Below are 13,115 nucleotides of genomic sequence, written 5' to 3' on the forward strand. Positions count from 1 at the left end.
TCTTCACGTTCGCAATGTCCACGCCCGTGTGGTCCGATTTCACGCGCACCTTCACGTTGTAATCGACCACCCTTTTGACTGGCACCAGAATTTTCATGCACACGCTCCAAAGTTACGAATACGTCAACCTGACGGACATTATAACGACAGCCCCCAGGCGCCCAGCCCGCATGCCCGCAAGGCCGTATCACGCGTCATGGATTGCGCGGGGACTGCGTTCGCCGTCGAAGGCGACGTCAATAGCGAACGGTCGTACTATTCAAACCATTTAATCTCAAAAACACGCGGCGCGCCAGACATGCGTTCGACCGGCGCCTCTAATCCGCAGCGCGCGAGGTCGCGACGCGCGCCTACTTATGGCTCAGCCGCCGCACGAGCCAGTCGCCGAACGACTGAACAAGCTGCACAAAGACGATCAGGATCACCACGACCACGAGCATCACTTCGGGCAGAAAGCGCTGATACCCGTAGCGGATGCCGAGGTCGCCAAGCCCGCCGCCGCCAATCGCGCCGGCCATCGCCGAATAGCCGACGAGCGAAATAAACGTGATCGTGAGCCCCGCAACGACGCCGGGCAGCGATTCGGGCAACAGCACCTTGAACACGATCTGGCTCGTGGTCGCGCCCATCGCCTGGGCGGCTTCGATCAAGCCGCGATCGACTTCGCGCAAGGCGGTTTCGACGAGCCGCGCGATAAACGGCGCGGCCGCGATCGTCAGCGGCACGACGGCCGCCGCCGTGCCGATCGACGAGCCGACGACAAGGCGCGTAAAGGGAATCACCGCGACAAGCAGGATGATGAACGGCGTCGAGCGCACCGCGTTGATGACCACACCCATTACGCGATTGAACGGCAGGTTCTGCAATACGCCGTCGCGATCGGTCAGGTAGAGCAGCACGCCAAGCGGCAAGCCGGCCAGCGCGCCGACCGCTCCGGAGATGCCGACCATCACGAGCGTCTCCCAGAACGACTGCACGAACATGTCGAACATTTCACTCGACATACGCCATCTCCTCGACCACGACATGCTGTTCGCGCAGGAACGCGATCGCTTCGGCCACCTTCGCCGGCTCGCCGCCCGCGAGCACCGCGAGCGAACCGAATGCCTGGCCCTGAATCTCGTCGATCTGGCCGTGCAGGATGTTGAAGTCGAGCTCATAGCGGCGAATCGTCTCCGACAGGATCGGCTGATCGACGCCCGAGCCGCTGAATGCAAGCCGCAGCAGATGGCCGCTGCCCGTCTGCAGACGGGCGGCGACGCGCGCCTTCATCGCGGGCGGCAATTCCTGCGCGATCACGTCGCCGATCAGCGCACGCGTCACTTCGTGATGCGGCTGCAGGAACACGTCGATCACCTTGCCCTGTTCGACGACGCGGCCCGCATCGAGCACGGCGACGCGGTCGCACACCTGCTTGATCACATCCATCTGGTGCGTGATCATCACGACCGTGAGGCCGAGTTCGCGATTGATGCGCTTGAGCAAGTCGAGAATTGCGCGCGTGGTTTCGGGATCGAGCGCGGAAGTCGCTTCGTCCGACAGCAACACCTTCGGCCGGCTCGCGAGCGCGCGCGCAATGCCGACGCGCTGCTTCTGCCCGCCGCTGATCTGCGACGGATAACGGTCCTTCTGCGCGGAGAGGCCGACGAGATCGAGCAGCGGCAGCACGGCCGCTTCGATTTCGGCGCGCTTGATGCCCGTCAGCTCGAGCGGCAGCGCGACGTTGTCGAAGACCGTGCGCGACGACAGCAGGTTGAAGTGCTGGAAGATCATGCCGATCTCGCGGCGCGCGTCGCGCAGCTCGCCCGCGGACATCGTCGTCAGATCGCGGCCGCCGACCACGACATTGCCTTCGGTCGGCCTCGTCAGCAGGTTGATGGTGCGCACCAGCGTGCTCTTGCCGGCACCGCTGCGGCCGATGATGCCGAATACCTCGCCCGACGGTATCGACAGATTGACGTTATGCAGCGCGTCGATCGGACCTCGTGGGCCGGCAAAGCGCTGCGAAATATTGCGAAGTTCGATCATGAAAAAAACGGCGGACTATTGCCGGCGAGCGCTTTGCGCATCGCGACCGGCAATCTCCGCCGCTGCTTTTATTTCGGATTAGACGCGCGATTTTACCGCATGCGTGTCATGCGCTTTAATAATCATTTTCGATTTTTTCATAACCACAGGGAATTTGGCGCGTGTAGCCACGTGACTGTGGTGGGCTACCGGCGCCATGCGGGCGGCCGCTTGTCGACGAAGGCCTGCACGCCTTCGAGCGCCGAGTCCATCATCATGTTGCAGGCCATCGTCTGGCTAGCGAGCTGATACGCGGCCTCGACGCCCATTTCGAGCTGACGGTAGAAGAGCGCCTTGCCCGTGCTCACCGCGTCGCGCGGCTTTGCGCAAATGCTTGCGGCGAGTGCCGCAACCTCGGCGTCGAGTCCGTCGAGCGGCGCGACACGATTGATGAGGCCCTGTTGCTTCGCGGCCAGCGCATCGATGAACTCGCCGGTCAGCAGCATTTCGAGCGCGGCCTTCGGCATGACGTTGCGCGACAGCGGCACCGAAGGCGTCGCGCAAAAGAGGCCGAAGTTGACGCCCGACGTCGCGAAACGCGCGGTATCGGCCGCCACCGCGAGGTCGCACATCGCGACCAGTTGACAGCCGGCGGCCGTCGCGATGCCGTGCACGCGCGCGATCACGGGTTGCGGCAGGCGGCGGATCGTCAGCATCGTCTTCGTGCAGCGCGCGAAAAGCCGCTGGTAGTAGTCGAGCGAAGGCGCCGCGCGCATTTCCTTCAGGTCGTGACCCGCGCAAAACGCGCGGCCCGCGCCGGCCAGCACGACGACGCGTGCAGCGGATTTTTCGAGTGCGGCGAGCTGCGTGTGGAGTTCTTCGAGCAGCGCTTCGGTGAGCGCATTGAATGCCGCGGGCCGGTTCAACGTCAGGCGCACGACGCCGGGCGTGCCGTACGCACCGTACTCGACTTCGACGAGCGAGCCGGGCTCGGGCTCGCTGTCTCGCGCCGGTTGAGAAAGCGAATCAGGCTGCGCGGGTGCGCTCATGATTGTCTCCTTAAGTCTCTTCCGGTGGCGCCTTGGGCCGGCGCTCTTTTGCGGCTTGTGTTTCTTGCTGTGTACTACCCTGCCCTGGTGCGATTGCGGCGCGACGGACGCGTACGCCTTACAACCCGGCCAGCGCCTTTACATGCGCGACGACACTGCGGCCCAGCGCCGACAGGTTATACCCGCCCTCGAGGCAACTGACGATACGCCCTTTCGCGTACCGGTCCGCAATATGGCGAATCTGTTCGGTCAGCCACGTGTAGTCGGCTTCGACGAGTCCGAGGTTGCCGAGATCGTCTTCGCGATGCGCGTCGAACCCCGCGGAGACGAACAGCATCTGCGGCTTGAACTCGTGCAGACGCGGTAGCCACAGCAGATCGACGGCCTCGCGCACGACGTCGCCCTTCGAGCGCGCGGCGATCGGCACGTTGACCATGTTGCTCGACTGGTTCTCGGTGCCGCTGTACGGATAGAACGGATGCTGAAAAATGCTGCACATCAGCACGCGCGGGTCCCCCGCGAACGCCGCTTCGGTGCCGTTGCCGTGATGCACATCGAAGTCGACGATCGCGACGCGCTCGAGCCCATGCACGTCGAGCGCATGGCGGGCCGCAATCGCGACATTGTTAAAGAAGCAGAAGCCCATCGCGCGGGCCGGCTCCGCGTGGTGGCCCGGCGGCCGCACGCTGCAGAACGCGTTGTCGAAGCGGCCTGCGATGACTGCGTCGGTCGCCGCCACCGCCGCGCCCGCCGCCCGCAACGCGGCTTGCAGCGAATGCGGATTCATCGAGGTATCCGGGTCGATCGCCGCGTAGCCTTCGTGCGGGGAAGCCTGGCGGATATGGTCGACATGCGCTTGCGTGTGAACGCGCAGCAAGTCCGCTTCATCGGCAAGCGGCGGCGATTCGCGCTCGATCAATGCGTCGATGCGCCCTGCAATCAGCTGATCTTCGATTGCCTGCAGGCGCGCCGGACACTCGGGATGCCAATGCCCCATTTCATGCTGCAGACAGTCCGCGTGGGAGTAGAAACCAGTTGCCATGGGTCGTAGCCATCAGTCGTCGCGGGGATGCATCGCGCTTGCGGGTCGCGCCTTGATCGCGCCTTGATCGCGCCGTTTCGTCGCGCTCACTGCTCGCGATTGTTTCTCGGCATCGCAACGGGGCGCCCTAAAGATCAGGCCCAGCCGCGCTTCGCATATCGTCAAGTTACCACAGCGCGCGATCAGGCCGCGTACTGCCCGACCGCAGCCCGAAGTGATGCTGCCGCGGCCCGCACAATGTCACGCATCGCCGCGCGCTGCAATGTTCCTGCATCATTTTGGCCGACCATCGTCGGGTATACTGCGCCGGATCGCTTTCGCACACATTCGTGCCATCAGTACGCTTCGTCACCCATCCGTCACATCCATCCGCATCGCACACGTCGACCCCATGACCTTTCGCCCCGACTTGCCCGCCTTGCCTCACTTCCCCGCTCTGCCCGCACGATCCCGGCTACGTACCACCGCCATAGCCGCCGCGCTTTCCATCGTCGCATCGTGCATGTTCGCGGCAGCGGGTCCGGCAGCGGCGCAGACCACCGGCGCAAGCCCGGGCACGCCGCAGAAGCCGCGCATCGTGGTCGCGCAAGCGCAGCCGCAACAGCCGGTGCAGCAAGGTCAGACGTTCGAGGAAGAGATCATTCCGCAGCGTTACGCGAACAACGGCGATGTCGATTCGTTTATCAACGACATGGTCGCGCGCTACGACTTCGACGCGAGCATGCTGCACGACCTGTTTGCGCGAGTCAGCTACTCGGCGACCGCGGTCAAGCTCGTCACGCCCGCGCCCACACCGGCCGTGAAGAACTGGCGCGCCTATCAGGGGCGCTTTCTCGACACGGTGCGTATCAATGCGGGCGTGAAGTTCTGGCGCGCGAATCAGGCGACGCTGCAGCGCGCGTACGAGCAGTTCGGCGTGCCGCCGGAAATCGTTGTCGGGATTATCGGTGTCGAGACGATCTACGGCCGCTATATGGGCAACTTCCGCGTGCTCGACGCGCTGACGACGCTGACGTTCGACTACCCCAACACGCCCAATCGCGCTGAACGCGAAGTGACGTTTCGCAAGAATCTCGCGGACTTTCTGGTCTGGACGCGCGACTCGCAGATCGAGCCGACTTCGGTACTCGGCTCGTACACGGGCGCGATCGGCATTCCGCAGTTCCTGCCCAGCAGCATCATTCAATACGCGGTCGACTACGACGGCGACGGCACGATCGATCTGCGCACGAGCGCGGCCGATGCGATCGGCAGCGTCGCGAACTATCTGAAGCAGAACGGCTGGGAGACGGGGCGGCCCGTCGTGTGGAATATCGCGTCGGATACCGGCAGTCTCGGCATTGCGCAGGCCGCGGCGAACGGGCAGCCCGAGCCGCACTGGTCGCTGGAGCAATTGCTGCGCGCCGGCATGCTGATGAATGAGCCGTCGTTCAACCCGGCGTCCGAAGCGGGAACGCCGGTGACGGTCGTCGATTTGCCGTCGCCGGGGCGGCCGACCGAGTATGTGCTCGGGCTCAAGAACTTCTATGTGCTGACACGCTATAACCGCAGCTTCTTCTATGCACTGGCGGTTTATCAGCTCGGTCAGCGGGTCAAGGCGCAGTTTGCAGCGACGGGCGGGATCAATGCCGGCGGCGCGAGTGGAACGAATGGGGTGAATGGCGCGCCGGGCTTGAATGGGACTAACGGCACTAACGGCACTAACGGTACTAACGGCACAAATGGTGCGAACGGTGGTGGTGCGCCAGCGCCCGAGATGCAGTAGCTTGTTGCGCGGTCGGCGTGCAGTTGCGACGTGATTCGATTCATCGACGCCGCATAACCAGAGTGCAGAAAAAAGCGCCGGGCAGCGAATTTGAAGTGGCCCCCGGAGTTGGACACCAATCCAACCCTTGGGGATTTCTCATCATGAAGTACGACTAGCCGACTGGTCCGTCGGCGAGAAAGTCAGCGCCTCAGGCCGGAAACACTCCGGTCGACAGATAACGGTCACCGCGATCGCAGACAATAAAAACGATCGTCGCGTTCTCGACCTGCCGCGCCATACGCAACGCAACTTCGCACGCACCGCCCGACGAGATGCCGCAAAAGATGCCTTCGACCGACGCCAGCCGGCGCGCCATCGTTTCCGATGCAGCCTGACTCACGTTCTCGACGCGATCGACGCGGCTGCGATCGAAAATCTTCGGCAGATACGCTTCCGGCCATTTGCGAATGCCCGGAATGCGCGAGCCCTCTTCGGGTTGCGCGCCGATAATTTCAATCCGCGAATTCTGTTCTTTCAGGTACTGCGACGTACCCATGATCGTGCCCGTCGTGCCCATGGCGGACACGAAGTGCGTGATGCGCCCTTCGGTATCGCGCCAGATTTCGGGGCCTGTGGTTTCGTAGTGCGCAAGCGGGTTGTCCGGGTTGCCGAACTGATCGAGGATGATGCCTTTGCCTTCGCGTTGCATCTGTTCGGCGAGGTCGCGCGCATATTCCATGCCGCCCGTTACCGGCGTAAGCAGAATCTCCGCGCCGTATGCGGCCATGCTCTGGCGGCGTTCGAGCGACAGGTCCTCGGGCATGATCAGCAGCATCTTGTAGCCGCGCACCGCAGCGGCCATTGCAAGCGCGATGCCGGTGTTGCCGCTCGTTGCTTCGATCAGCGTGTCGCCCGGTTTGATACGGCCGCGCTGCTCCGCTTTCTTGATCATCGAGAGCGCCGGGCGATCCTTCACCGAGCCCGCCGGATTGTTGCCTTCGAGCTTGCCGAGCACGACATTGTTGCGGCTGCGGATTTCGTCGTCGACGACTCGCACGAGCTGTACGAGCGGCGTGTTGCCGATCGTGTCTTCAATCGTTTTGTAAGTCATATCGGTTGCGTACGGATCGTGCGCTTCAGTTCCTGAATGGATTGATTCTAAACCACGCTGCTTTTGCCCGCCGCCCCGCCATGCCGTGCAGGTGGAGACCCGGCGCGGAAAACAGCGTGTTTACCAACGCAAAAAGCCCGCGGCCGATGCAGCAGCACAAACGCGAACACATGGGGCATTGCACGCGAGGCCGCGGGAGCCAGTCATCTGACACGACGGCTGAAGGAGTCGACAGTGTCTCTCCAACCATAAAAGGACGTGTGATCAACGCTCGCGGGTACGCGTGCGGCGCCGCTGCACGCATACCCGACGTACCGGACGTACCCGACGTACCCGACGGTTGTGGCTACTTCTTCACAACGACCGCCGTGTCGGTCTTGCCGGCAGGCGTGGCCTTCGTGTTTGCAGCAGCCGCATTCTGCGCGCCAGAAGCAGCGACAGCCGGTGCGCTAGCGCCGACCGCGAGTCCCTCCGCCTGGAGGCGCTCGACCGTATGGCCGCCCATGCCCTTGACGCGCTTCGCGAGATCGGCCCCATCCTTGAACGGCCCGTGCGCTTCGCGCTCGTCGAGAATCGACCTGGCTTTCGCCGGACCGATGCCTTTGATGGTGCGCAGCGCGTCCTCATTCGCCGTGTTGACGTCCACGACCGCATACGCCTGCTGACCGAAGGCGGCGAGCATCGCCGCGGTAACCAGAATTTTTTTAAGCATATAAACCTCCCTGAAACAAAGACTCAACTCACGCGACTGACTCAACAGTCTTCAACAGCGGCCGGTGAAGATCGCCAACCGCTGGCGCTAGTTTAGGGAGGTCTGCGAAAGATTTACACCTGGCCGAATAGCCAGCGCACGTAACGATCGACGCCTTCCTGCACGGTCAGAAACGGCGCGTCATAGCCGGCTGCGCGCAGCTTCGTCAGATCTGCCTGCGTGAAGCATTGATACTTGCCGCGCAGCGCGTCGGGGAACGGCACGTATTCGATCAGGCCGCGTTGCACCTGCTCGGCGAGCGACAGCGCCGGTTCGTGTTTCAGCACGCGCAGCGTATTGACGACCGTCGACGCGATATCGTTGAACGGCTGCGCGCGTCCCGTGCCGAGATTGAAAATGCCGGACTTCTCCGGGTGATCGAAGAAGAACAGGTTGACCCTGGCGACGTCTTCGACCGAGACGAAGTCGCGCGTCTGCTGACCGGCCGCATAGCCGTTGTACTCGCCGAACAGCTTGACCTTGCCTTCCGCGCGGAACTGGTTGAAGTTGTGGAACGCGACCGACGCCATGCGTTCCTTGTGCGACTCGCGCGGGCCGTAGACGTTGAAATAGCGAAAGCCCGCGATCTGCGTTTTAGCCGTCGGCAACACGCGGCGAATCACCTGATCGAACAGGAACTTCGAGTAGCCGTACACGTTGAGCGGCCGCTCGCACTCGCGATCCTCGACGAAGCGGTCCGACCCGCCGTAGGTCGCCGCCGACGATGCATAGAGGAACTGAACGCCTTGCGCGAGACACGCGTCGAGCACGGCGCGGCTGTAGCGGAAGTTGTTGTCCATCATGTAGCGGCCGTTGTGCTCCATCGTGTCGGAGCACGCGCCTTCGTGAAACACCGCGCGCACCTTGCCGAAGTCGCCGCGCGCAAAGCGTTCGACGAATTCGGTCTTGTCGAGATAGTCGTCGATCTCGCAGTCGATGAGATTCTTAAATTTGTCTGCACGCGTCAGGTTATCGACGGCGATAATCCGGTGTTCGCCGCGCTCGTTAAGCGCCTTGACGATATTGCTGCCGATAAAGCCGGCCGCGCCGGTGACGATGAGAGTCATGGTCGTCCCTGCCTGATGGGAGTGGATAGGGTGAATGCGATGAGCCCGATTCGATATCGGCGCGCGCCGCCACACGGCGATAAGCGGCGGCGCGGCATCAGTGCGGGTGAAAGAGTTCGTCGTAGTCGACGGTAGCGGTGCCGAGCTTGCCGACCACGATGCCCGCTGCGCGATTCGCGAGCGACACGGCTTCGGCGAGCGGCAGACCCGCGCCGAGCATCACCGCGAGCGTCGCGATCACGGTATCGCCCGCGCCCGACACATCATACACTTCGCGTGCCACGGCCGAGGCGTGCAGCACGCCGTCGTTCGAGAAGAGCGTCATGCCTTCTTCGGAACGCGTGAGCAGCAGCGCGGCGATGTCGAGTTCCGCGCGCAGCCTCGTGACGCGCGCGAGCAGATCCGCTTCCGATTTCCAGCCGCCGACCACTTCGCGCAATTCCGCGCGGTTCGGCGTGATCAGCGTCGCGCCGCGGTAGCGTTCCCATTCGTCGCCCTTGGGGTCGACGAGCACGGGCTTGCCTGCCGCGCGTGCCTTTTCCATCATCTTCGTCACGTGCGTCAAGCCGCCTTTCGCGTAGTCCGACATCAGGATCACGTCGTGAGCAGGCAGCAGCACATCGTAGCGCGCGAGGCCCGCGAGCAGCGCTTCGTGCGTGGGCAGGTTCTCGAAGTCGACGCGCAGCAGCTGCTGCTGGCGCGACAGCACGCGCAATTTGATGGTGGTCGGCAAGGCCGGATCGCGCTCGAGATGCGGATCGACGCCGCTGTCGCCGAGCAGTTGCACGATGCGCTCGCCGGGCTCGTCGTGTCCGACCACGCACAGGAGGCCCGCCTTCGCGCCGAGCGCCGACACGTTGCGCGCGACGTTCGCCGCGCCGCCGAGGCGATCTTCCTGGCGCTGCACATGCACGACCGGCACCGGCGCTTCGGGCGAAATGCGGTTCACATCGCCGAACCAGTAGCGGTCGAGCATCACGTCGCCAACCACCAGCACACGCGCATGCGCGAGCTGCTCGCGCGGCACGATGGCGGCCTCGGGCACCGGCGTCGCGGTATCGAGGATGGAATCAGGCACGGCCGCCGCCGTCGGTTGTAGAGTCGGTTGCTGCGACATAGGGACGTCCAATCGAGTGGTAGTCGATGCCGAGTTCGGTCATCGCCTCCGGTTCGTACAGATTGCGGCCGTCGAAAATCAACGGCGATTTCAAGGCCGATTTCAGATGCGCGAAATCCGGGCTCTTGAACTCCTTCCATTCGGTCACGACGACGAGCGCGTCCGCGCCGGTCAACGCTTCGTCCTGCGTGCCGACGAATTGCAGGCGCGCCTGCTGCTCGGGCGTGTCGTGCAGATCGATCGCGAACACGCGGCGCGCTTCTTCGATCGCGACCGGATCGTAGGCGCGCACCGTCGCGCCACGCGCGAGCAGCGCCGCGATCAGGCGGCGGCTCGGCGCTTCGCGCATATCGTCGGTGTTCGGCTTGAATGCGAGTCCCCAGACCGCGAACGTGCGGCCGCGGAGATCGTCGCCGAGCGACGCCGTGATCTTGCGCACGAGCACTTCCTTCTGCTCGTGATTCACTTCCTCGACCGCTTCGAGAATGCGCAGAGGGTGGCCCGACTCGCTGCCGGTGCGGATCAGCGCCTGCACGTCTTTCGGAAAGCACGAGCCGCCGTAACCGACGCCGGCATACAGGAAGTGGTAGCCGATACGCGGGTCCGAGCCGATGCCGCGCCGCACCGCATCGATGTCGGCGCCGACGCGTTCCGCGAGATTCGCCATCTCGTTCATGAACGAGATGCGCGTGGCGAGCATCGCGTTGGCCGCGTACTTCGTGAATTCGGCCGAACGCACGTCCATGTACATCGTACGTTCGTGGTTGCGATTGAACGGCGCATAGAGGCGCTTCATCAGTTCGCGCGCCTTTTCGCCGGGCACATCGTCGTCGCTGCCAATCACGATGCGATCGGGGCGCATGAAGTCTTCGACGGCTGCGCCCTCCTTCAGGAACTCCGGGTTCGAGACGATCGAGAACGCCTGCTCCAGGCCGCCCGCGATGCCGCGCGCGGCCAGTTGCTCGCCGACCGCTTCGCGCACGCGCGCCGCGGTGCCGACCGGCACGGTCGATTTGTCGACGATCACCTTGAAACCGGTCATATAGCGGCCGATGTTGCGCGCCGCTTCGAGCACGTATTGCAAGTCCGCGGAGCCGTCTTCATCGGGCGGCGTGCCGACCGCGATGAACTGGATGTCGCCATGCCGCACACTCGCTTCGACGTCGGTCGAAAACGTGATGCGCCCCGCCGCTCGCGTGCGCGCGATGATCTCTTTCAGACCCGGTTCGTGGATCGGCACGCCGCCGCTGTTCAGGATGTCGATTTTGCGCGGATCGACGTCGAGGCAAAACACGTCGTTGCCGATTTCCGCGAGACACGCGCCTGTGACGAGGCCGACGTAACCCGTGCCGATGATGGTGACTTTCATACGCTTTCCGGTAGTTGAGTCCGGTAGTGCTATCCGGTAGTAGGTCCGGTGAGAGCGCCCGGCTGCGCGCCGGGTGCTGGTTCCCGCTTCGGTGGTTCTGCTGTTGGAGTGTCTGTTTTTTTGATTGCGCTTTGCTGCCTTGCGGCCTTCTCCGGCTCAGCTCGATGCCGTAATCGGCTCGACCCGGCGCGGCGCGTACGTCTCCCAGCCGCTGCAGCCCGGACATTGCCAATAAAAGAGCCGCGCCCGAAAGCCGCAATTCTGGCACGTATACCGTGGCAGATTTTTGGTGCGCTGACGGATCAGCGTACGCATCAGCTCGAGCTCGCTGCGGCGCGGTTCTTCGGCTTTCGCCTGCTGCGCTTCGAGCAAGCGCATCATGCCGGCGAGGTTCGGCGACTTCTGCATCTGCGTGCGCGCCAGCGTATGCGCGGCATCCAGGCCGCGCAGCGCCGCGACGTACTGATAGCCGACGTCCAGCAGATCGTTCGACGGGTAGTCGTCGACCCACTGCGTCAGCACGTCCGCCCCCTCTTCCGGGCGGCTCAATGCTTCGTACGCCTTCATCACCTTTTCGGCGACGAGCGGCAGGTAAGCGGAATTCTGCTCCTCGACGCGGCGCCACTCGCCGATCGCCCTCTCGTGCGCGCCGGCCGCCGCGGCGACGTCGCCGAACAGGATGGTCGCGCGCACGTTCTGCGGGTTCGCCCGCAGCGCGAGATCGAGCTGGCGTTGCGCTTCGTCGGGCTTCTTCTGCTGCAGCGCTTCCTGCGCGAGTTCGCAGTGGAACTGCGCAATCTCCTTGCCCAGCGGCGCCGCGCCCATCGTTTCGAGCCGCTCCGCGGTTTCGATCGACTTATGCCAATCCTTTTCGATCTCGTAGATCGTGAGCAGTGCGCGCTGTGCGCCGAGCGCGCGGTCACCGGTTTCCAGCATCCGGAAGGTTTCCTCCGCGCGATCGAGCAAACCCGCCTTCAGGAAGTCCTGGCCGAGTTCGTACAACGCATGATCGCGTTCGGCCACCGGCAGATCGGACCGATTCAGCAGATTCTGATGCACGCGGATCGCGCGGTCGGTCTCGCCGCGGCGCCGGAACAGGTTGCCGAGCGCGAAATGCAGTTCGATCGTCTCCGGATCGAGCTTGACGACTTCGATAAACGCGTCGATTGCCTGGTCCGGCTGTTCGTTCAACAGGAAGTTCAGGCCGCGGAAATACGAGCGCGGCAGGTTCGCGCTTTCGGACAACAGCGCCTTGAGGTCATAACGCGCGGCAATCCAGCCGAACGCGAACGCGACAGGAATGACGAGCAGCCACCAGAAGTCCAGATCCATGCGATATGAGCGGAAATGCGCAAAAAGCGGAAGTTGCGCCGGACATCGGGCGCAACGCGGGAATGCTTAAATCAGCGGCGGCAGCGGCGGCTCTTCGACGACGACCGGCGCTTCGCGCGCGACACGTAACTCGCGCTTGAGCCGGCCGTTTTCGAGACGCAACCGGAACACGCCCGGCAACGCCGAAACGAGCCCTGCCACCAGGCCGACACCAAAAAACGCCAGGCCGATCAGAATCAACGGCGCTTGCCATGCATAACCGGCGAGGAAATTCAGCGTGGCGGGCTGCGTGTTGGACAGTGCAAGCACCAGCAGCAGCACGAACACCAGCACGCGGATCAACCAGACGATAAATTTCATTTTATGTATCTCGTGACGGCGGTTGCGGGGAGGACGCCGGCTTGATGACGCATCGCGCCACGGTGTTTGCCCGCGCCGAAGTGCCCCGTATTGTAAATGAAGCCCCTGCCCGTGCGCGCAAGCTCGCTCCGACGGGGAAACCGAGGTGTCAGCCTCGCTGCGG

The 13,115-nt window shown here is 63.6% G+C and carries 12 protein-coding genes and 1 pseudogene; 1 reads left to right on the forward strand and 12 read right to left on the reverse strand.

Annotated elements, in window-relative coordinates; genetic code table 11:
* The 5 genes and pseudogenes from ACYPXD_RS00025 to ACYPXD_RS00045 all read right to left on the reverse strand — a co-directional run.
* Positions 1-97, reverse strand: a pseudogene (locus ACYPXD_RS00025) (electron transfer flavoprotein subunit beta/FixA family protein); the annotation flags it as partial.
* Positions 98-350: 253 nt separating this feature from the next.
* A complete protein-coding gene (locus tag ACYPXD_RS00030) occupies positions 351-1,004 on the reverse strand; it encodes a methionine ABC transporter permease (protein ID WP_459706078.1) in 654 nt (217 codons plus the stop codon).
* The gene (locus ACYPXD_RS00035) at positions 994-2,028 is read right to left on the reverse strand and encodes a methionine ABC transporter ATP-binding protein (protein ID WP_459706079.1); all 1,035 of its coding nucleotides are present in this window, start codon (positions 2,026-2,028) and stop codon (positions 994-996) included. The genes ACYPXD_RS00030 and ACYPXD_RS00035 overlap by 11 nt, the downstream gene beginning before the upstream one ends.
* 185 nt (positions 2,029-2,213) lie before the next feature.
* On the reverse strand, positions 2,214-3,056 hold the full coding sequence (locus ACYPXD_RS00040; protein WP_459706080.1) for an enoyl-CoA hydratase: 843 nt from the start codon (positions 3,054-3,056) through the stop codon (positions 2,214-2,216).
* A 118-nt stretch (positions 3,057-3,174) separates the two neighbouring features.
* A complete protein-coding gene (locus tag ACYPXD_RS00045) occupies positions 3,175-4,098 on the reverse strand; it encodes a histone deacetylase family protein (RefSeq protein ID WP_459706081.1) in 924 nt (307 codons plus the stop codon).
* 391 nt (positions 4,099-4,489) lie between these two features.
* On the opposite strand from ACYPXD_RS00045, the gene mltB reads away from it, so the two are divergent.
* Positions 4,490-5,863: a lytic murein transglycosylase B gene (gene mltB / locus ACYPXD_RS00050; protein ID WP_459706082.1), complete on the forward strand. Its 1,374-nt coding sequence runs from the start codon at positions 4,490-4,492 to the stop codon at positions 5,861-5,863.
* 190 nt (positions 5,864-6,053) lie between these two features.
* On the opposite strand, the gene cysM is transcribed toward mltB, so the two are convergent.
* The 7 genes from cysM to ACYPXD_RS00085 form a co-directional block, all read right to left on the reverse strand.
* A complete protein-coding gene (gene cysM, locus ACYPXD_RS00055) occupies positions 6,054-6,956 on the reverse strand; it encodes a cysteine synthase CysM (RefSeq protein ID WP_459706083.1) in 903 nt (300 codons plus the stop codon).
* A gap of 346 nt (positions 6,957-7,302) precedes the next feature.
* Positions 7,303-7,668 carry a ComEA family DNA-binding protein gene (locus tag ACYPXD_RS00060; protein WP_459706084.1) on the reverse strand — a complete coding sequence of 122 codons (366 nt, stop codon included), beginning with the start codon at positions 7,666-7,668 and terminating at the stop codon, positions 7,303-7,305.
* A 113-nt stretch (positions 7,669-7,781) separates the two neighbouring features.
* Positions 7,782-8,774 carry an ADP-glyceromanno-heptose 6-epimerase gene (gene rfaD, locus ACYPXD_RS00065; RefSeq protein WP_459706085.1) on the reverse strand — a complete coding sequence of 331 codons (993 nt, stop codon included), beginning with the start codon at positions 8,772-8,774 and terminating at the stop codon, positions 7,782-7,784.
* 97 nt (positions 8,775-8,871) lie between these two features.
* Entirely contained in the window at positions 8,872-9,891 is a 1,020-nt protein-coding gene (gene rfaE1 / locus ACYPXD_RS00070; protein WP_459706086.1) for a D-glycero-beta-D-manno-heptose-7-phosphate kinase, read from the reverse strand.
* Complete coding sequence (locus tag ACYPXD_RS00075; protein WP_459706087.1) at positions 9,845-11,260, reverse strand: UDP-glucose dehydrogenase family protein; 1,416 nt, start codon at positions 11,258-11,260, stop codon at positions 9,845-9,847. The genes rfaE1 and ACYPXD_RS00075 overlap by 47 nt, the downstream gene beginning before the upstream one ends.
* Positions 11,261-11,416: 156 nt before the next feature.
* Entirely contained in the window at positions 11,417-12,592 is a 1,176-nt protein-coding gene (lapB, locus tag ACYPXD_RS00080) for a lipopolysaccharide assembly protein LapB (protein WP_459706088.1), read from the reverse strand.
* 66 nt (positions 12,593-12,658) lie between these two features.
* Positions 12,659-12,952 (reverse strand): LapA family protein, encoded by a 294-nt coding sequence (locus tag ACYPXD_RS00085; RefSeq protein ID WP_075157809.1) that lies wholly within the window; start codon positions 12,950-12,952, stop codon positions 12,659-12,661.
* Between the last annotated feature and the right edge of the window lie 163 nt (positions 12,953-13,115).

It is taken from the genome of Paraburkholderia sp. 2C, assembly GCF_054589215.1.